The 19,617-nt window shown below is 36.9% G+C and carries 19 protein-coding genes; 10 read left to right on the top strand and 9 right to left on the bottom strand.

Annotated elements, in window-relative coordinates; genetic code table 11:
* Window positions 1-255 precede the first annotated feature (255 nt).
* Window positions 256-777, top strand: a complete 522-nt coding sequence (locus HW347_RS14270; RefSeq protein ID WP_214612459.1) for a 5' nucleotidase, NT5C type — start codon at window positions 256-258, stop codon at window positions 775-777.
* On the opposite strand, the gene HW347_RS14275 is transcribed toward HW347_RS14270, so the two are convergent.
* Complete coding sequence (locus HW347_RS14275; protein ID WP_214612460.1) at window positions 774-1,133, bottom strand: rhodanese-like domain-containing protein; 360 nt, start codon at window positions 1,131-1,133, stop codon at window positions 774-776. The two genes, HW347_RS14270 and HW347_RS14275, sit on opposite strands and share 4 nt — an antisense overlap.
* A 120-nt stretch (window positions 1,134-1,253) precedes the next feature.
* Between HW347_RS14275 and HW347_RS14280 the strand changes: the two genes are divergently transcribed.
* Complete coding sequence (locus tag HW347_RS14280) at window positions 1,254-1,808, top strand: sigma-70 family RNA polymerase sigma factor (protein WP_155595533.1); 555 nt, start codon at window positions 1,254-1,256, stop codon at window positions 1,806-1,808.
* A 227-nt stretch (window positions 1,809-2,035) separates the two neighbouring features.
* On the opposite strand, the gene HW347_RS14285 is transcribed toward HW347_RS14280, so the two are convergent.
* Window positions 2,036-2,860, bottom strand: a complete 825-nt coding sequence (locus HW347_RS14285; RefSeq protein ID WP_214612461.1) for a UbiA prenyltransferase family protein — start codon at window positions 2,858-2,860, stop codon at window positions 2,036-2,038.
* Between the two features lie 124 nt (window positions 2,861-2,984).
* Between HW347_RS14285 and gcvP the strand changes: the two genes are divergently transcribed.
* The 4 genes from gcvP (at window position 2,985) to HW347_RS14305 (ending at window position 8,540) form a co-directional block, all read left to right on the top strand.
* Window positions 2,985-5,837 (top strand): aminomethyl-transferring glycine dehydrogenase, encoded by a 2,853-nt coding sequence (gcvP, locus tag HW347_RS14290; protein ID WP_214612462.1) that lies wholly within the window; start codon window positions 2,985-2,987, stop codon window positions 5,835-5,837.
* Between the two features lie 165 nt (window positions 5,838-6,002).
* Window positions 6,003-7,058, top strand: coding sequence for a 3-oxoacyl-ACP synthase III family protein (locus HW347_RS14295; protein WP_214612463.1), 1,056 nt, complete (start codon window positions 6,003-6,005; stop codon window positions 7,056-7,058).
* 45 nt (window positions 7,059-7,103) lie between these two features.
* Window positions 7,104-7,634, top strand: a complete 531-nt coding sequence (locus tag HW347_RS14300) for a methyltransferase (protein WP_214612464.1) — start codon at window positions 7,104-7,106, stop codon at window positions 7,632-7,634.
* 54 nt (window positions 7,635-7,688) lie between these two features.
* Entirely contained in the window at window positions 7,689-8,540 is an 852-nt protein-coding gene (locus tag HW347_RS14305; protein ID WP_214612465.1) for a glycosyltransferase, read from the top strand.
* Window positions 8,541-8,614: 74 nt separating this feature from the next.
* On the opposite strand, the gene HW347_RS14310 is transcribed toward HW347_RS14305, so the two are convergent.
* From HW347_RS14310 to HW347_RS14340, 7 genes are all read right to left on the bottom strand, one after another.
* The gene (locus tag HW347_RS14310) at window positions 8,615-9,124 is read right to left on the bottom strand and encodes an OmpH family outer membrane protein (protein WP_214612466.1); all 510 of its coding nucleotides are present in this window, start codon (window positions 9,122-9,124) and stop codon (window positions 8,615-8,617) included.
* A gap of 142 nt (window positions 9,125-9,266) precedes the next feature.
* Window positions 9,267-10,085, bottom strand: coding sequence for an OmpH family outer membrane protein (locus HW347_RS14315; RefSeq protein WP_214612467.1), 819 nt, complete (start codon window positions 10,083-10,085; stop codon window positions 9,267-9,269).
* 91 nt (window positions 10,086-10,176) lie between these two features.
* Entirely contained in the window at window positions 10,177-12,789 is a 2,613-nt protein-coding gene (locus HW347_RS14320; RefSeq protein ID WP_214612468.1) for a BamA/OMP85 family outer membrane protein, read from the bottom strand.
* A gap of 4 nt (window positions 12,790-12,793) precedes the next feature.
* Window positions 12,794-13,534, bottom strand: a complete 741-nt coding sequence (locus tag HW347_RS14325) for an isoprenyl transferase (protein WP_214612469.1) — start codon at window positions 13,532-13,534, stop codon at window positions 12,794-12,796.
* Window positions 13,535-13,707: 173 nt separating this feature from the next.
* Window positions 13,708-14,406: a type IX secretion system protein PorG gene (gene porG, locus HW347_RS14330; protein WP_214612470.1), complete on the bottom strand. Its 699-nt coding sequence runs from the start codon at window positions 14,404-14,406 to the stop codon at window positions 13,708-13,710.
* A 101-nt stretch (window positions 14,407-14,507) separates the two neighbouring features.
* Window positions 14,508-15,389, bottom strand: coding sequence for an NAD kinase (locus HW347_RS14335; RefSeq protein WP_214612471.1), 882 nt, complete (start codon window positions 15,387-15,389; stop codon window positions 14,508-14,510).
* A 105-nt stretch (window positions 15,390-15,494) separates the two neighbouring features.
* On the bottom strand, window positions 15,495-16,172 hold the full coding sequence (locus HW347_RS14340; protein ID WP_317171944.1) for a CBS domain-containing protein: 678 nt from the start codon (window positions 16,170-16,172) through the stop codon (window positions 15,495-15,497).
* Between the two features lie 72 nt (window positions 16,173-16,244).
* Between HW347_RS14340 and HW347_RS14345 the strand changes: the two genes are divergently transcribed.
* The 4 genes from HW347_RS14345 to tig all read left to right on the top strand — a co-directional run bounded on the left by HW347_RS14345 (window position 16,245) and on the right by tig (window position 19,560).
* Window positions 16,245-16,961 (top strand): pyridoxine 5'-phosphate synthase, encoded by a 717-nt coding sequence (locus HW347_RS14345; protein ID WP_214612472.1) that lies wholly within the window; start codon window positions 16,245-16,247, stop codon window positions 16,959-16,961.
* The gene (locus tag HW347_RS14350; protein ID WP_214612473.1) at window positions 16,958-17,731 is read left to right on the top strand and encodes an alpha/beta fold hydrolase; all 774 of its coding nucleotides are present in this window, start codon (window positions 16,958-16,960) and stop codon (window positions 17,729-17,731) included. Before HW347_RS14345 ends, HW347_RS14350 begins: the two co-directional genes overlap by 4 nt.
* A 59-nt stretch (window positions 17,732-17,790) precedes the next feature.
* On the top strand, window positions 17,791-18,141 hold the full coding sequence (locus HW347_RS14355) for a phage holin family protein (RefSeq protein WP_194532551.1): 351 nt from the start codon (window positions 17,791-17,793) through the stop codon (window positions 18,139-18,141).
* A gap of 96 nt (window positions 18,142-18,237) precedes the next feature.
* Window positions 18,238-19,560, top strand: a complete 1,323-nt coding sequence (gene tig, locus HW347_RS14360) for a trigger factor (protein WP_214612474.1) — start codon at window positions 18,238-18,240, stop codon at window positions 19,558-19,560.
* The last annotated feature ends 57 nt before the right edge of the window (window positions 19,561-19,617 follow it).

Here is a 19,617-nt window from a genome sequence, read left to right on the forward strand (position 1 = left end):
TTCATAGAAAAAAATTAAAAAAATATACCAAGATTATGTTTTTGTAAGTTATTTCTTATATATTTACGTAACATAAGTAGGTTGAAAAGGTTATATCAATAATTTTTTTAACGGTTTAAAAGAGGGTGTGGGGACGCCCTCTTTTTTTATTCCCTAAAGCCAAAAGACTACTTATAGGTTAAATTGTTACTATTTTTTCCGTTTGCATTAATCATCTCACTTGGTTTTCTGAACTTTGCAAAAAAAAAATAAATCATGGTTATATTTGTAGATATGGACGAGGTGATTGCAGACACCTACGGAGAACATATAGAAATTTATAATAAGGACTACAACGAACAACTTACACTAGATTTTTTTCATGGTAGTGAAGTTTGGCATAAAGTTCCTGTGGACAGACAACAGAGTGTTCGTGATCATGCACGAAATAAAGGTTTCTTTCGTAACCTCAAACCCATTGCAGATGGCCAAGCCGTACTTAAGAAATTAAGCGAGAAACACGAAGTATATATTGCAAGTGCCGCAATGCAGTTTCCAAACTCACTTGAAGAAAAATCTGAGTGGCTAGATGAACATTTTTCATTTATACCATGGCAAAACCGCATACTATGCGGAAACAAGCACATCTTACGTGGAGATATTTTAATTGACGATCGTAGTTATAATCTTGAAACTTTTGAAGGTAGGTCACTATTATTTACATCACCCCATAACGTAAACACAACCGGTTTTGAACGGGTAAACAATTGGTTAGAAATAGCAGAAAAATTACTCTAATTCTTTTTATTTGCCACAAAGGCATCGTAGCCACCTTCCAAATTAACCACCTTACTAAAACCAAGAGAATCTAACACATGCGCCGCTTTGGCACTACGCCCGCCCATTTTACAATACACATAGACAGGTCTTGCCCTGTCTATAGTATCAACACTTTTAATAAAATCCGTATCGAACCAATTAATATTCAATGCATTATCTAAATGACCGGCACTGAACTCTTCTGGAGTACGCACATCGACTAAAATCCCTGAATCTATATCATTCTGTGAAAATTCTGTGATATGTTTTCCTTTACTTTGAACACAACCTAAGTTTACAACAAACAAGGTAACAAGCAAATAGTAAAATTTCATAGGTCTTAAGTTTAATCAAAAATACTAATTATGGCTGCGTTAAATTATATTACGGGGAATGAAAAAAAATTAAAGGTCATTAAATCTAATTCCATTACTTTTGATAACGACAAAAAACGTATGCCAGAACACCAACTAATGCCCGATAAATGGGTAGACTTATACGCAGATTACCTTTTTAACTACGCAATAGGCCGTATTAGCGATGCTGAAGTAGCAAAAGACCTTGTTCAAGAAACTTTTATGGCGGGTTTAAAATCTGCCAAAAATTACAAGGGAGATGCTGCCGAACGTACGTGGTTAATCGCTATTTTAAAGCGAAAAGTAATTGACCATTACAGAAAAACCAACTCTAAAAAAGGAAAAGCAGAAGTGCGAATGAACTATAGTTCGCAAACTGATGCCGAAGGTGATTGGTTAGAAGAACAGGTTGCCGACCCTTTTAGTTCCTTCGAAAACAGCGATATAGAAAACGAAGAACTGGGACTTGCTATTCAATCTTGTATTGCCAAACTACCTAAAAAACAAGCTTTGGTCTTTACTATGAAAACTATTCAAGGAGTTAGTACGGAAGATATTTGTAATGAGCTCGATATTAATCCGTCTAACCTGTGGGTAATGATACATAGAGCTAGAACAGCTTTAATGGATTGCCTTAATCAAAATTGGTTTTAAACTATGATTTCTTGCGACAAAGCCGCCATAATTTGCAACAAAGCCCAATACAGGGAAGCAACTTTTACGGAAAAACTAAAATTGCGTTTTCACTTATTCATGTGTAAAACTTGTTCTAAAGCAACTAAAGAGAACACTCAATTAACGACCCTATGCCAAAAGGCAGATCTTCACAGCTTAACCGAACAGGAAAAGTTGAAAATGAAGCAAATTTTAGATAAAATGAATTAAAAGAATTTTCCAAAGACAAATAATAATGTCCACCAGAAAATAGAAATTCCTTCCACCCAAAAAGAGGCAAAATATCTATTTTGCTGACGTTTTGTAACGAACATCAAAGCTCCCAAGGTCAAAAACATAATACCTCCAGCAATAGCTTCATACATAGAAATAGTGTCTTTCATAAAAATTAGAAAGAAAAATGGGAGTGTACAAAACGATCCGAATATTTTAGTATTAGCAATCCCATAACGTTGCGGCAAAGTCTTTAATTCCGGACTGTCATAAGCCAAGTCACGAATCTCAAAGGGAATCAGTAAAATCAGCACGAACAAAAAGCGCTGTACGCATTCTATCCAAACATCTTTCTCCATAGGTCCTACTTCCGATAATACAGGAAGAATGACGGTAGCCCCTGCCCATACCAATGCAACAATGAAAATTTTCAATCCTCCCCAACTCCTAAGGTTTTTTGCGTGAGGTAATAACGGCACAGCATACAGCCCTGTAAGACCTACAAGCCCACCAACACCCATCCATACTTCTAGCTTAAGAAAACAACCATGATATAAAGCAATGGCCAAGGCTATAAAGCTTACAAATTGAATGTTCTTTTGATATTTATTGGCTACTAGAATATACTTCTTTGCCTCTACCCCATATTTTACAAAATTGTAACAGGCAATAGATCCAAAAAAAAGAAACCAAGCTAGATGTTGGTCTACACCGTATCCCAATGTAATATCAGTTACATGTACAAGTGCATAAACGGCAAAAGCAACATGTATAGAGGCATCAAGGTAAAAATCAAAAACACGGTTAATAGCCTTCATCCTACAAAACTAACGAAACTGTTCATAAACACCGTTTTTAGTTAAAAACTTTCATCCTACGGAACAATTATGTGATAATTTTAAGGGATAAAATGTCTAATTTTACGGCACTTATTTTTAAGCTATGAAGACAGACGTATTTGCTTTGCGCCATATAGGCGTCAGGGAAGAAAATCAAGAGCATATGCTCAAAACTGTAGGAACAGACTCCTTGGAGCAGCTCATTTATGAGACCATTCCAAACGATATTCGCCTAAAACAACCATTGCAGCTTAATGCCGCTATGAGCGAACATAAATTTCTGGCCCACATTCAAGAACTTTCAGAAGAAAATGAAGTTTTTCACACATATATTGGTCTTGGATATCATGAAAGCTTGACACCTTCTGTGATCAAAAGAAATATACTAGAGAACCCAGGTTGGTACACCGCATATACTCCTTATCAAGCTGAAATTGCCCAAGGAAGACTAGAAGCCCTTTTGAATTTTCAAACTGTTATAGCTGACCTAACGGGAATGGAATTGGCAAATGCTTCGCTTTTAGATGAAAGTACAGCTGCCGCAGAAGCCATGACCATGTTGTTTGATGTTCGTAGCCGCGAACAAAAGAAAAACGGTATTCTAAAGTTCTTCGTTTCCGAAGAAGTACTACCACAAACACTGTCTCTTTTAAAGACACGTTCAACGCCACTAGGTATTGAGTTAGTTATAGGAAACCATGAAGAATTCTCTTTCACCCAAGATTTTTACGGAGCTTTATTGCAATACCCAGGAAAATATGGTCAAGTAAACGACTATGCAGATTTTGTTTCCAAAGCCAAAGAAAATGATATTAAAGTAGCTGTTGCAGCAGACATACTAAGTTTAGTACTTCTTACTCCTCCGGGAGAATTTGGTGTTGATGTTGTTGTAGGTACTACACAGCGCTTTGGTATTCCTCTAGGTTATGGAGGTCCTCATGCTGCATTTTTCGCAACAAAAGAAGCGTACAAAAGAAATATTCCCGGTCGGATTATTGGCGTCACTAAAGATACTGATGGCAAAACTGCCCTTAGAATGGCACTCCAGACTAGAGAACAACATATTAAAAGAGATAAGGCTACCTCAAACATCTGTACAGCCCAAGTGCTATTGGCCGTCATGGCGGGTATGTATGCCGTATATCATGGGCCAGAAGGCTTAAAGTATATAGCAAATAAGGTACACCGTACCGCAGTAACCTTAGCTGATGCGCTAGAAAAATTGGGCTTATATCAAACCAATTCTTCTTATTTTGACACAATTACCGTGAAAGCGGATGCTGGTAGCGTTCGGAAAGTAGCAGAGAAAAACAGAGTTAACTTCCTTTATATTGACAATGAAACTATTTCCATTGCTGTAAATGAAGCTACATCGCTACAAGACCTTAACCAAATTGTCTCTATTTTCACAGAGGCCCTTGGAAAAGAAACTAAAGAAACAGAAAGTCTCTTATCTAAATCTGCAATAACTCCAAGCATACAGCGACACTCTTCTTTTTTACAGAATGAAGTATTTAACATGTACCATTCAGAAACAGAACTGATGCGTTACATTAAGAAACTAGAGCGCAAAGACCTTTCATTGAACCATTCTATGATTTCATTAGGTTCATGTACAATGAAATTGAATGCCGCTTCAGAGATGCTACCATTGAGTATGGCGCGTTGGGCTAACATTCATCCGTTTGTACCTATTGAACAAGCTAAAGGATATCAGTTTGTGTTGAAAGAATTGGCCAAAGATTTATCAACAATAACAGGTTTTGCTGCAACATCATTGCAACCCAATTCGGGCGCACAAGGTGAGTACGCAGGCCTTATGGTAATTAGAGCATACCACGAATCCCGAAATGAAGGACACAGAGATGTGTGCATCATTCCAGCTTCGGCACACGGTACCAATCCTGCCTCTGCTGTAATGGCCGGCATGAAAGTAGTCGTAACCAAGACCGATGAAAAAGGAAATATAGACGTATCCGATTTAGAAGAAAAAGTTTTAAAGCATTCAGAAAATCTTGCTGCTTTAATGGTTACTTACCCTTCTACGCACGGTGTTTTTGAGTCTTCAATTAAACACATAACAAAACTGATTCATGATAACGGCGGCCAAGTATATATGGACGGCGCTAACATGAACGCACAAGTAGGTCTTACAAATCCTGCAATTATTGGTGCCGACGTTTGCCACTTAAACCTTCATAAAACGTTTGCCATACCACACGGTGGTGGCGGCCCTGGTGTAGGTCCAATTTGTGTTGCAGAGCAATTAGTTCCATTTCTTCCAGGTAACCCTGTCATTGAAACAGGTGGTGATGAAGCCATTACTGCAATTTCTGCGGCACCATGGGGAAGTTCCTTGGTTTGCTTAATCTCTTATGGCTATATAAAAATGCTTGGAGAACAAGGTTTGAGACACTCCACCGAAATAGCGATATTGAATGCGAATTATATCAAACACAAATTAAGCGGAGCCTACGATGTTCTTTATACAGGTGAAAAAGGACGTGCAGCACACGAGATGATTATTGATTGTAGACCTTTTAAAAAGAATGGTATTGAAGTTACTGATATAGCAAAAAGGTTAATGGACTATGGTTTTCACGCACCAACGGTTTCTTTTCCAGTAGCAGGAACCTTAATGATCGAACCTACGGAAAGTGAAAGTTTGACCGAATTAGACCGTTTTTGTGATGCTATGTTATCCATCAGAGCAGAAATTAACGATGCATCTACAGAAGACAATAATAATGTGCTTAAAAATTCACCACATACCCTAGAAATGTTAACTGCAGATGAATGGAATTTCCCATATAGCAGACAAAAAGCAGCATTTCCGCTTTCGTACATTCAAGAAAACAAATTTTGGCCTTCAGTTAGACGAGTTGATGACGCCTATGGAGACCGTAATTTAATATGTACCTGCGCACCAATTGAAGCCTACGCAGAGGCAGAATAATTACCGACAACACCAATGAATACGGGCCTTTTCATTCAAATGTAAAGGCCCGTATTCTTTTCACTTAATTTTGATAAAGGTCTTGAACATCGTAAAAGTTGTTATGCATGCATAACATTCAATTAGTTATGCATTACCTTGCAAAGTGATAAAATAAATTACAATATGTCAATTGCAATTACAGGAACAGGAAGTTACATACCATCGCTAGTCGTTCCTAACGACGAATTTGAAGGTCATAATTTTTTAAATGCAGACGGATCACCATTTGCCCATGACAACGCCGTTATCATCCAGAAATTCAAAGGAATTACGGGAATTGAAGAACGACGTTATGTTGAAAAAAATCTGAATACCTCTGACATTGGCTTTCTTGCTGCAGAAAAAGCAATTACCGATGCAGGAATAGATAAAGAGACCATAGATTACATCATTTTTGCTCATAATTTTGGAGACGTTTCTCCTAATAATATTCAAGGAGACAGCCTACCTAGCTTAGCTACAAGGGTAAAGCAACATTTACGCATAAAAAATCCCACTTGTGTCGCCTATGATTTAATTTTCGGATGTCCGGGATGGATTCAAGGAGCTATACAGGCAAATGCTTTCATTAAAAGCGGTATTGCAAAAAGGTGTCTTGTTATTGGCGCAGAAACTTTATCTCGTATTGTAGACCCACATGACAGGGATTCTATGATTTACTCAGATGGTGCTGGTGCAGCTATAATTGAAGAAACTGACGGTGCTGGTGAAATACTTTCACATGCAAGTGCAACACACGCTTACGAAGAAGCTTATTTTTTATTCTTCGGTAAATCTTACAATAAAGAAAAAGACGATACCAAGTACATAAAAATGTACGGTCGTAAAATTTACGAGTTTGCCGTTACCCACGTACCACAAGCTATGAAAGATTGTCTGGACGAAAGTGGAGTTGCGATAAAGGACCTCAAAAAAATCTTCATTCACCAAGCGAATGAGAAGATGGACGAAGCCATTGTAAAACGTTTCTACGGTCTTTACAACCATGAAATTCCGGAGAATATCATGCCTATGAGCATTGGTAAATTAGGTAACAGCTCAGTAGCTACAGTACCTACTCTTTTCGATTTGGTACTTAACGGAAAAATAGAAAATCAAGACGTTCAAAAGGGAGATGTTGTTATCTTTGCAAGTGTTGGTGCGGGTATGAACATTAATGCCATGGTATACAGGGTATAATTCAATCCGTAACAGCGCAGACAATCAAACTTGCAACCTGTTCAAATGTACGAGAAGACCTATCCGAGTAAACGTTTTCAGCATACCCTAGATTTTCTAAAGAAACATATTACTCCCGAAGAAACTATTTTAGACCTCGGTGTAGAGAATCCGTTTTCTAAAATCATGAAAGAACAGGGGTATTCCGTAGAGAATACTAAAGGTGAAGATTTGGATATTGACTACTCTTCCTTAACCAGCTCAAACGCAAAAGTAGTTACTGCATTTGAAATTTTTGAACACTTACTAGCTCCTTTTAACCCCCTTAGGGAAATAAAAGCAGACAAGATAGTTGCAAGCATTCCTCTAAAATTATGGTTTGCCCCTGCCTACCGCAGTAAAACCGACCCATGGGACCGTCATTATCATGAATTTGAAGATTGGCAGTTTGACTGGCTTTTAGAAAAAGCTGGTTGGGAAATAAAGGATAGAGCAAAATGGACCAACCCTGTTAAAAAGCTAGGCATACGCCCCCTATTGCGCAGTTTTACCCCACGGTACTATATTATCTATGCGGTAAGGAAACAAGAACAATAAACACACAATATTATTTCAATTTCATAGCTTTTGCCCTATTAACGTTTTATGGCCATGCACTATTATGTAATCGTTCCCGCTCATAACGAAGAAGGCTTTTTGGCCGACACCTTAAACTCTATCTTAAGGCAGTCCCTACAACCCAAAAGAGTCGTTGTAGTGAACGATAATTCTACTGACAACACAGAAGTCATCATAGACCAGTTTGCAGCACTCAGTCCCATTTTTGAAAAGCTAAACACAACATCTTCTACCGAACATATGCCCGGTAGTAAAGTGATTAACGCATTTAACAAAGGATTACAGCTTCTTGATGAGAATTACGATTTTATTGTAAAGCTAGACGCAGATGTAATTCTTCCCGATAATTACTTTGAGAAAATTGTTTATATTTTTAGAGGACAACCCAAAGTAGGTATTGCCGGAGGTTTCATTTACGAACAGGTTGAAGATGGGCAGTGGAAATTAAACCACCCTATGGATAAAAACCATGTTCGTGGTGCTTTCAAAGCATACACCAAAAAATGTTTCAAAGCTATTGGAGGATTACGGAACGCTATGGGATGGGATACTGTAGACGAATTGCTTGCCCAATACCATGGTCATGAGATCTATACTGACGATGCTTTAAAAGTAAAACACCTTAGACCTACGGGAAACGCCTATAACAAAAAAGCTAAACTTCTTCAAGGAAAAGCGATGTACACCATGCGATATGGATTATTAATAACTATAATCGCTTCGTTGAAAATGGCTGTGAAGCAACAAAAACCGCAAGCTTTTTCAGATAATATGCACGGCTATCTAGAAGCTAAAAAAGAGAAAGAGCCTTTCTTGGTCACAAAAGCCGAGGGTGACTTTATCAGAAAACTACGCTGGAGAAATATTAAAAGAAAGCTTTTATAATCAAACCAAAATCTTGTAAACAAAAAATGCCCGCTTTAATAGCGGGCATTTTTTATATATGTTAATCAGGTGTATTATATACCTAACTCTTTTTTTACATCTACTAATAGATTCTTACCATTGGCTACAATAAGTCCACCACCGGCTTGAGCATCTATTACATAATCGTATCCTTGTGCTGCAGCTACTTTTTCAATAGCAGCTTTAGCTTTATCAGATATAGGAGCAAAAAGCTCTCCTTGCTTCTTCTGAAGCTCTCTTTGTGCGGCTTGTTGTGCTTCACCTATGTTCTTTTGAACACCTTGAAGCTCTATTGCTCTTTTTTCGTTCTCTTCTTTTGATTTTGAAGGAGCCTCATTTTGGTACAAAGTAGCTTTGTTCTGAAATTCGGTCATTGAACTTTCAATATCAGCATTGTAAGTTTCAGATAATTTTTTAAGTTCTGCTTCTGCAGTTTTCATCTCTGGCATTGCACTTAATAATTGGGTAACATCTATGTGTGCTACTTTACTCTGTGCGTTAACAAAACCTGTAGCGGCTACAAACAATACTAAGGCTACTGCTATTTTCTTTAAGTGTTTCATGATAATTCTAGTTAAAATAATTGAGTGTTAATTTCTGGTTAATGTATTTTTCTCGTTTCACATTTGCTAAGCAAATCGCCGCAATGTATTAAAATTATGTCTATTTAGCAGATGATTGCGAGACTTTGTTCAGTAAACCGTCTTACTCTTCAGTTTCTCCTTCATCCTGCTCGTCATCTTGACGTTCTTCTAGCTTCTCTTTTCTCTTTGCTTCACGCTCTTCTAACAGCTTTTTTCTTCGGGCTTCATACGCTTTCTTACGCTCTTCCCTCAATTTCAACTGTTCAGCACGCTTCTCTTCTACTGTTTTCTCTCTTGCTTCTTGTGCTTTCTCCGCGTTCTCTTTTCTTTCTTTTAGAGCATCGCTCATCTCATCTTCTGCCTCTTCATCATCAAACTTATCTCTGCTGTCTTTCTTAGGTTTGCTTATTTTACGAGTCCTAGAAATTCCTCTGAGTACTAAATCACTAATGTCATGCCTATTTTCGGCGTACAACATAACAACATCAGCAGATTTATCAAAAATAAAATCGTACTTCTTATTTGTTCCTATTTTCTGTACCTCATTAAATACTTGATCCTGTATTGGTTGAATCAGACGTCGCTTTTGCAAAACTAAATCGCCCTGCGGTCCAAAACGGTCTTGTTGATATTCTACCATTTCTTTTTCAAGAATCTGGATATCTTCTTCCCGCTCGGCAATCAACTCATCGGTCAAAAGCACACGCTCGGCCATTAAGTCTTTCTTTACTTGCTCAAGCTGACTTTGCTTTTGCTCAATATCTATCTTCCATTTCTGGACCTTATCAGCAAGCTGCTTGTTAGCATCTCTATATTCGTCTACATTCTCTAAGATATATTCCATATCTACGTAAGCAATACGAACACCGCGCTGAGCAAAGGTGTAGGCAGAACACAAGGTTAACACCAGTACAAAAAGAACGTTTGATTTTGTTTTCATTTCATTATCGTTTTATCCAATAGAAAATATCGTGCCAAAATTACTAAAGCTTTAAAAATAAGCGATTTAGCATAAAGGACGATTCCTTAAATTAAAACTGTTGGCCGATAATGAAGTGTGTTTGAAGTCCGCTAGGTCCGTTTCCGATAGATTGAGGCCTAAGATCTTCATCAAACCCATAACCGAAATCAATACCTAACAACCCGAATGCCGGCATGAAAATGCGCAGCCCCACTCCGGCCGATCGTTTTATCTCAAACGGATTAAATTCCTGAAAATTGTTGAAAGCATTACCACCTTCCATAAATGCAAGCATATAAATGGAAGCAGAAGGTTTTAAAGTTAAAGGATAGCGTAATTCCAATGAGAATTTATTGTAAACCAAACCACCTTCTTGTTGACCTGTTATTTCATCAATTGGCGTTAAAGATTGGTTTTCATACCCTCTTAACTGAACTACATCACGACCATCTAAAGTAAAGTTTCCTAAACCATCCCCACCTACGAAGAAACGTTCAAAAGGCACATCACCAACATCATTATTATAATTTCCCAAGAAACCAAACTCTGCGTTAGTACGCATTACCAAATCACCAACTAAGGTTGTATACCAGTCTCCTTTGAACTTCACTTTATAATACTCTAACCATCTAAAGCGTTGTTGATCGATGTCTTCTAGCTCTGCAGTTTCTGCAGCAGTAAGACCACCTTGTTGCACCTCTAAAAGCGACAACTCAGTACTACGATCCCGCAATGTTTCAAAATCTTTATTACTAAAGAGTGAATAAGGTGGCGTTAGTTTTGCCGTAACTTCAAAATTAGAACCTCCCCTCGGGAAAATACGACCACCAGAAGTAGCGTTTCTTGAAATACCTAAAGTATAAGCAAAAGAGTTAGACCTACCATTACCAAAATTAAACAACCCAATATCATAGTTATTGAACTCATAAACCTGATAACTTAAAGAATGAGATATTGTAAAGAAATCATCTGGCCATTGTACACGTTTTGCCAAACCTGCGGTTAAACCTGTAATTGAAAACCCACGATCTTTATCTACCTTTATAGTACTACTATTAGAGTTATTATAATCAACTCCAAACTGTTGTGTTCTGGATAGGTTTAAACTAAACTGAACTGGTTTTCTACCTCCTAACCAAGGCTCTGCAAAGTTAAGGCTGTATACCCTAAATGTTCTACTTGCCTGTATTCTCATGGCAAAAGTCTGACCATCACCCATAGGCACTGGCTTATACTCTTCGCCATTTAAAATATTCTTAATTGAGAAGTTATTGAAAGAAAGCCCCAAGGTTCCTATAAAACCACCACCTCCGTAACCACCTTGTAATTCTATCTGACTTGAGCCTGATTCTACCAAGTTGTACTTAATATCTACAGTACCTTCGTTAGGGTTAGGATTAAGAATATCCGGTTTAATCTGCTCTGCATCAAAATAACCTAACTGTTGGAGTTCACGGATTGTTCTGATGATATCACTCTTATTGTATTTTTGACCTGGACGTGTTCTTAGTTCACGATAAATTACGTGATCGTTTGTACGGTCATTACCAACGATATCTATATGATTAAGAAAAGTCTCTTTACCTTCTATTACACGAATCTCAAAATTAATAGTATCATTCTCTGCTGAAACCTCTACTGGGTTAATACTTGAAAATAAATACCCATTGTTTTGGTACAAACTAGTAACATCGTTAGGTTCAGGTTTAGAATCGTCTGCAATACGCTCTCTTAACAAAACACCATTATAGGTATCCCCTTTCTTTATACCCAACACCGAGGCCAATTGACGATCTGTATAGACACTGTTACCAACAAAATCTACATCACCAAAATAGTACTTATTACCTTCTTCTATTTGGTATTTTAAGATGATATTATTTTCATCTACCTTAATTACAGAATCAGAAATGATACGTGCATCACGGTAACCGTTCTCGGCATATTTATCGGACAACAGCTCTAAATCATTCTCGTAGTCTTCTTCAATAAATTTAGATTTCTTCCAAAAACGCCAAAAACGTTTTTCTTTGGTTTTCTTAAAGGCACCTTTTAGTTTTTTGTCGGATAACTGCTCGTTACCCTCAAAAACCATTTCCTTTATTTTTACCTTATCTCCTTTATTAATGTTAACCGCCATTTTCTGAGCATTGGTCTCAGAAGTATCTTTAGCTACAATAATAGATGTTTTGGCATTTAAGAAACCTTGTTTTTTATACTTATTATCAAGGTAGTTCTTTGTGTTAGCTATTAAACTCTCGGTAATTTTCTTTCCTTTCTTAAGGTCCGTATCCTTTAATATATCATCTACTTTCCTAGGTTTAACACCAGTTACAGTAACACTGGACAACGTTGGTCTTTCTATAATATTCAATTCAAGAAAGACTCTATCCCCTTCTATATTAGTAACATAGAAATCAATGTTCTTGAAAAGCTCAAGACCCCAAAGTTTGTTGATAATTCCGCTAATCTCGTCTCCAGGGAGAGTAATAGGTTGCCCTACACGTAATCCGGTATACGTTTTTACGGTCTGCTCGTTATAACTTTGCAGTCCGGTGACCTCTAGCCCACCTAAAATGTACTTTTTGCCGTCCTCAAAAGAAAGTTCTTGTGCGGAGCAAAATGTAGTTGCAAAAATTAATAGGAGTGTAATAAAAGGTTCGAAGGATATGAACCTTTTCATATCGCTAATTGAGTTGTTCGCTGGTTTTTCCAAATCTTCGTTCTCTGTTCTGATAACTTTTTATGGCTTCTGCCAAATGTTGACTACTAAAATCGGGCCAAAATACTTCAACGAAATACAATTCCGCATAGGCAATTTGCCATAGTAAAAAATTGCTGATACGATGCTCTCCACTAGTGCGGATAAGCAAATCTACATCAGGCAAATCGTGCGTGTAAAGATGGCTATTAATAATGGTTTCGTCAATGTTTTCAATTGAAATTATATTATTTTTAACTTTGGCACTTATTTGTTTTACTGCGTTTTTAATCTCTTCTCGCGCACCATAACTTAAAGCCAAAGTAAGGGTCATTCCTGTGTTTTCCCTTGTTTTCTCCATTACCTCCTTAAGTTCCTTATTGGCTTTTTTGGGCAATGACTCCAAATCTCCAATAGCATTTAACCTAATGTTGTTTTCTGAAAAAGTCTTCAGCTCTTTCTTTAATGAAGACACTAAAAGCCTCATTAAAGTATCGATTTCAATTTTAGGTCTTTTCCAATTTTCTGTGGAAAATGTATATAAGGTGAGGTACTCTAGTTTTATTTTAACGCAGTTTTCAACCGTCTCTCGTACAGTTTTAACTCCATTCTCATGTCCAAAAACGCGAAGTTTGCCTTTTTGCTTTGCCCAACGCCCGTTTCCATCCATAATTATGGCTACATGGCGCGGCATTTTCTTTTTATCTAATTCTTCTAGGTCAACCATAAGGAACTGATCATACTGCTCTAATAAATATTCTCTTGATTGGATGAATTTTACGTCACCAACCTATAAGCCTACGCGTTTTGAGCGTATGACAAAAATAGCCTATAAAAATGAATTATGCATAGTTAAGGCCTGTTCAAGAAAAGAAAAGAAGATTTTTTTAGGAATGCTAGTTACTCAAAACATTCATTACAAGGCTTTCTACCAAAGGTATAAGTTAGTGTTAATCCGGAGAATACATACCAGTCATTATTAAACACATTACCAAACCGAAGATCATCTAATTGACGACTAACATTAAGCTTTTCAGGGTAGCTACCATCTAAATTATCAGTAAAAGTGTACCGAGCGCCTACCTCAGCCCCTAAAATTAAGAATTGGTTTAAACGGATTTTTGCACCAACAGTCATAGGTATAGCTAAAGCTCCGTCTCTTTGAGAAACCCCTAAGAATTGTCCCGCATCAAAATAATTATAATCGTATCTAACATAAGTAATACCCGTATATAAATAAGGTGTAAAAGCAGGGCCCATCTTATGTAGATTATATTCTACGAAATTAAATTCTAGTCCCGCAGAAGCTTCCAGTAAAGAATTATCCATCTGGTAACCTCGTTGTTGACGAGAAGGGTCGTTAGATTTGGTATCATCTGCCTGAAATTTAGCATAAATAACACTGGCACGCCAGGCATAGCGCTTAGCTATGTTCCATTTAAAAATACCGCCAATTGCAACATCAGATGGTGAAATATATGTGGTACGCCCTACATCTCCAATAAGATTGGCTCCTCCGGCAAATATACCGGCCTCATAGGTTTGTGCTCCTATACTGCCAAAAGTGCATAGTAGAACTATGACAATGAAATGCTTCATAAATCGTATTAGTTTGCGAATATAACAATTGCACCCAACTATTATATTAGTGTTCTCAAATGATAAACAGGATTTGCGGATTTTTATTGTCCGCTAAAGATTCAATTACGGCTATCTTCTCCCCATAACAGTTTATTCCGAAGGGTTTTCAAAAAACTCTCTGATGCATATTCTATCATTTTAATAACGAAGTCCGCCTTTTTGATGCGAATTTCCTTTCCGTTCTCTACCGATGCTATTCTAGAATCTAATGAAATAAGATGGTTATCTTCCCTACCGGAAACCTTTAACCGTATCTCTGTGTCATCTGAAATAACTAAAGGCCTTGCATTTAAATTATGAGGTGCTATCGGCGTTAATACCAACGATTTTGCTGTTGGCTCTATTACCGGACCACCACAACTTAAGGAATATCCTGTTGAACCTGTAGGAGTAGAAATAATCAGACCATCTGCCCAGTAAGATGTAAGGTACTCATTGTTTAAATACGTTTCTACCGTAATCATAGAGGTCGTATCCTTTCTACTTACCGTAATCTCGTTCAAAGCAAAATGCAATCCGTTTAACTCCGGAATATCTGCCCCTTTATCAACCTCAACCAAACTTCGTTCTACAATAGTATATGAACCCTTTTTAAATTCTTGCACTACTTTACGAACCTCTTCCTTACTAAATGTAGAAAGAAACCCTAGTCGACCAGTGTTTACACCAACAATAGGTATACCGGAATCCTTAACAAAAGTGGTTGCCCTTAGAATAGTACCGTCACCACCAAAACTAACGAACATATCAAAAGAGCTATCTAACCCTTTTGCATCTGTGAATGTGGAATAATTTGCGGAACTATGTGTTTCAGAAAGAAAATCGTGGAATTCCTTTTCAATAGCTATTACGGCATGCTCTTTTTCAAGCTCATCAAGCAACTCCATTACATACTGCAATGTGTCTTCTTGATACATTTGACTGTAAACGGCAACTTTCATTCCTTAGTCTTTATCGTGATTACTAAAACCATTTGGCCTTATGCGACAAAAATAAGGATTGTACCCTTGACTGATTCCCCTTTTTGAAGAATATCGCAAGAAATTCTAAACGTTAAGATATTTGTCTAGATAATCTGATCGCTCCTTTAAATCTTCCAAGAACTGATCATCTGTGTTACCGAACAATACATTATAATTATATCGCCGGAACGTCTGAAGAATATCGTTTATATTAGAAGAAGCTACTTTTATAGTTATTTGAACGACATCATTTTTAGAATCGGTGATAAAGCCACCAATTAGCTTGGTATTGTTACTTTCAACAATTTGGGCAATCTCACTAAACGAATAATCCTTAATGCCTTTTGCTACAACAATAATACCACCTGGTTCTGTAAAGAACGGGGTATCTATAAAGACACTTACAATATCAGTAAGATCATAATAACCATCTATTCTTCCCTTTTCATCCAGAATAGGCACAAGATTGGCCTCATTTCTAGCAAAAACTTCAAGAACATCTAACCAACTGGTCTCTTTTCTCACGAAAAAGGTTTCCAAATCATAACGATATTGCTCTATCTTTTCCTTGATGTCAAAATTCTCCAGGTCATTTTCGCTAAGCAAACCTAAGTATGCCCCGTTCTCTGTCACAGCTACGTGAGAGTACGTGGTATCCTTAAAAAAGGTTATTACCTTAGCTAATGAACTTCCTATTTTAAAGGACGGAATGTCTGTTACTATTTGGTCTTGAATGTGCATAACTCTTTCTACTAAACGCAAAATACTAATTAAAAATATCAAAAGGTATGCCTAATTTGTATTTTTGTACCAAATGGTTAATTCTATCGGTAAATGACAAAATTAAGTGTAAACATCAACAAAATTGCAACCTTAAGAAACGCCAGAGGTGGCAATATGCCCGATTTATTGAAAACTGCAGCAGATATTGAGTCTTTTGGAGCACAAGGTATTACTATACACCCTAGACCTGACGAGAGACATGTTCGATATCAAGATGCGAGGGATTTAAAAAATCTAGTCACTACAGAATATAACATTGAAGGAAACCCTGTTGAAAAATTCATAGAACTTGTCCTTGAAGTAAAGCCTACACAAGTAACTTTGGTACCAGATGCTGTGGATGCGATTACATCTAATGCAGGCTGGGACACCGTAAAACATAAGGACTTTTTAAAAGACGTTATCCAAACTTTTAAAAATGCAGGTATACGCACTTCTATTTTTGTTGATGCCGAAGCTAAAATGATAGAGGGTGCTGCGGAAACGGGAACGGACCGTATTGAACTTTACACAGAGAGTTATGCTGAACAATACACCAAAGGCAACCACAGCCAAGCTGTCAAACCTTTTACAGAAGCTGCCAAAATTGCATACAAATGTGGTTTAGGCATTAATGCCGGACATGATTTAAGTTTAGACAACATTAAATATTTTAAAGAGAACGTTCCTCATTTATTAGAAGTTTCTATTGGTCACGCCCTAATTTGCGAATCACTATACCTAGGCTTGGATAACGTTGTAAATATGTATCTGAATAAATTAAAATGACAGAAACCTTACACTCTAAAATACTTGGAACCGGCACTCCCCTATTAGTCTTACATGGTTTTTTAGGAATGTCCGATAATTGGAAAACTTTAGGCAACCAGTACGCAGAAGAAGGCTTTGAAGTACACCTCATAGATCAGCGTAACCATGGTAAAAGTTTTTGGTCCGATGATTTTGATTATGATTTACTGAGCGAAGACCTCAAAAATTATATGGAAGCCCATCACTTAGAAAACGCCATGATTATTGGGCATTCTATGGGCGGAAAAACAGCTATGCAATTTGCTTGCAGTTATCCAGATTTGGTAACAAAAATGATTATTGCAGATATTGGCCCAAAATTCTATCCACCGCATCACCAACCAATTATTAATGGTTTGAACGCCCTGAATTTAGATATCATTACATCTAGAAACCAAGCAGATTCTGAACTAGGTAAGCAAATTACTGATTTTGGCACAAGACAGTTTTTGCTCAAGAATCTGTACTGGGTAGAAAAAGGTCAATTAGGTTTTCGTTTTAATCTCAAAGTTTTAAGTGAAAAAATGAATGAGATAGGAGAAAATATTGGAGCCACGGACGTTTATAACGGCCCCGTTCTTTTCCTTCGCGGTGACCGATCGGAATACATAATGCCTAACGAAATTTCTGAATTCAGAAAACACTTTCCGGCAGCGGAAATGGACACTATAGACAATGCCGGGCATTGGTTACATGCAGAAAACCCGAAACAGTTTTTTGAAAAATCGATGGTATTCCTAAAATCATAACAAATCTTTATCTTTAAGGGTGGCGAAATTGTTCACCACACAACAAACATCTTTAACTTATGAAACTTATTTTACGTGTTCTATTAAGCGCCCTGGCCGTAGTTATACTTTCAAAAATATTACCACATGTTTTTGTAGACAGCTATATGACCGCTATTATAGTAGCTATAGTACTTAGTCTCTTGAACTTCATAGTGAAACCTATTCTTGTTATACTCACTTTACCTGTAACCATTTTAACCTTAGGTCTTTTCCTATTAATTATCAATGCTATTATCATTTTATTGGCAGATAACCTTATTGATGGATTTAGGGTAGACGGTGTTTTATGGGCCATACTTTTTAGTCTCTTATTATCCTTTCTCCAATCTATATTGTTTTCCCTTTTGAAAGATGATGAAAAATCGTAACGATTGTTTGAACCACAACGACTTAAAAACTTGCTAGCGTACATTAATTACACTACTTTTGCATCCCATTTTATGGAAACAAAAAAGAAGATTTAGATGAATATTACAAAAGAGCAGATCGACGATCTAAATGCCATCGTTAAAGTGGCTATCACTAAAGAAGATTATCAAGATAAGGTAGACCATATCCTAAGTGACTATAGAAAGTCTGCCAATGTACCTGGCTTTAGAAAAGGCCATGTACCAATGGGCTTGATAAAAAAGCAATACGGAAAGGCTGTTTTAGTAGATGAGGTAAACAAACTTCTTCAAGACAATCTTAACAAATACCTTACCGAGGAGAAATTAGATGTTCTTGGAAATCCACTTCCTAAACAACAAGATAATTTTGATTGGGACAATGAAGAACTTGCTTTTGAATTTGAATTGGGTCTTGCTCCTGATTTTGAAGTTCCGTTAAAAACAAAAAAACCGATTACACATTATAAAATCGTTGCCGACGACAAAATGGTTAACGAACAAGTTGACCGTATTCTTAAACAACACGGGAAACTTATCAACAAGGATGCTGTAGAAAAAGACAACGAAGTAAGCGGTACTTTCAAGAACGAAGAAGAAGAAATAGACAATAAAGCCACTTTAGAACTTGATAAGATCAAGAGTAAAAAAGCTTTGGACGCCCTAAAAGGTAAAAAAGTAGGTGATGTTGTTACATTGAAATCTAAAGGTCTTTTTAAAGAAGAATATTTACTTTCAAGCGTTTTTGGTGTTTCTCAAGAAAAAGCAGCAGACCTAGATGTTGAAGCTACTTTTACTATTGAGGAAATCAATGAAAGAGAGCCTGCTAAATTAGACCAAGAGCTTTTTGACAAGCTTTTTGGTAAGGACGAAGTTAAATCTGAAAAAGACTTGAAGCAACGTATCAAGGATGATTCAGAAAAACAATTCGAGCAGCAGTCAGATCAAAAATTATTGAATGACATTACCGAATATTTCATTGAAAACACAAAATTCGAACTTCCTTCAGAGTTTTTAACCAAGTGGATTCAAACTACTGGCGAAAACCCATTAACTGAAGAAGAAGCCAATGAAGAGTACGAAAAATCCGAAAAAGGACTTCGCTACCAACTTATAGAAGGTAAGGTTATTAAGGAAAATGACATTCAACTTCAGTTTGAAGAACTTAAAGAATTTGCAAAAGGCTTTATTAAGCAGCAAATGGCACAGTTTGGTCAATTAAATCCTCAAGAAGAAGAGTTAGACAATATTGCGGCACGTGTATTGGGCAATCAAGACGAAGTAAAGCGTTTGTCCGAACAGTTAATGAGCCAAAAACTACTTACCCTTTACAAAGAGAAAGTAAACCTTAAGACAAAAGAGGTTACTTACGAAAACTTTGTCAAGGAGGTTTACGGGTAACATTTCCAAAAAATTATAAGTATCTTTACGGTGCCGAAAATAATATTTTCGGCACCT

This window comes from Zobellia barbeyronii (assembly GCF_018603515.1).
GTDB classification, from domain to species: domain Bacteria; phylum Bacteroidota; class Bacteroidia; order Flavobacteriales; family Flavobacteriaceae; genus Zobellia; species Zobellia barbeyronii.

Coding starts and splice junctions, on each gene's coding strand:
- HW347_RS14355 (WP_194532551.1), top strand. CDS start 17,791: ATGAAACTTATTTTACGTGTTCTATTAAGCGCCCTGGCCGTAGTTATA.
- HW347_RS14320 (WP_214612468.1), bottom strand. CDS start 12,789: ATGAAAAGGTTCATATCCTTCGAACCTTTTATTACACTCCTATTAATT.
- HW347_RS14305 (WP_214612465.1), top strand. CDS start 7,689: ATGCACTATTATGTAATCGTTCCCGCTCATAACGAAGAAGGCTTTTTG.
- HW347_RS14275 (WP_214612460.1), bottom strand. CDS start 1,133: ATGAAATTTTACTATTTGCTTGTTACCTTGTTTGTTGTAAACTTAGGT.
- HW347_RS14270 (WP_214612459.1), top strand. CDS start 256: ATGGTTATATTTGTAGATATGGACGAGGTGATTGCAGACACCTACGGA.
- HW347_RS14345 (WP_214612472.1), top strand. CDS start 16,245: ATGACAAAATTAAGTGTAAACATCAACAAAATTGCAACCTTAAGAAAC.
- HW347_RS14335 (WP_214612471.1), bottom strand. CDS start 15,389: ATGAAAGTTGCCGTTTACAGTCAAATGTATCAAGAAGACACATTGCAG.
- HW347_RS14350 (WP_214612473.1), top strand. CDS start 16,958: ATGACAGAAACCTTACACTCTAAAATACTTGGAACCGGCACTCCCCTA.
- HW347_RS14300 (WP_214612464.1), top strand. CDS start 7,104: ATGTACGAGAAGACCTATCCGAGTAAACGTTTTCAGCATACCCTAGAT.
- HW347_RS14295 (WP_214612463.1), top strand. CDS start 6,003: ATGTCAATTGCAATTACAGGAACAGGAAGTTACATACCATCGCTAGTC.
- gcvP (WP_214612462.1), top strand. CDS start 2,985: ATGAAGACAGACGTATTTGCTTTGCGCCATATAGGCGTCAGGGAAGAA.
- HW347_RS14325 (WP_214612469.1), bottom strand. CDS start 13,534: ATGGTTGACCTAGAAGAATTAGATAAAAAGAAAATGCCGCGCCATGTA.
- HW347_RS14315 (WP_214612467.1), bottom strand. CDS start 10,085: ATGAAAACAAAATCAAACGTTCTTTTTGTACTGGTGTTAACCTTGTGT.
- porG (WP_214612470.1), bottom strand. CDS start 14,406: ATGAAGCATTTCATTGTCATAGTTCTACTATGCACTTTTGGCAGTATA.
- tig (WP_214612474.1), top strand. CDS start 18,238: ATGAATATTACAAAAGAGCAGATCGACGATCTAAATGCCATCGTTAAA.
- HW347_RS14280 (WP_155595533.1), top strand. CDS start 1,254: ATGCCAGAACACCAACTAATGCCCGATAAATGGGTAGACTTATACGCA.
- HW347_RS14310 (WP_214612466.1), bottom strand. CDS start 9,124: ATGAAACACTTAAAGAAAATAGCAGTAGCCTTAGTATTGTTTGTAGCC.
- HW347_RS14285 (WP_214612461.1), bottom strand. CDS start 2,860: ATGAAGGCTATTAACCGTGTTTTTGATTTTTACCTTGATGCCTCTATA.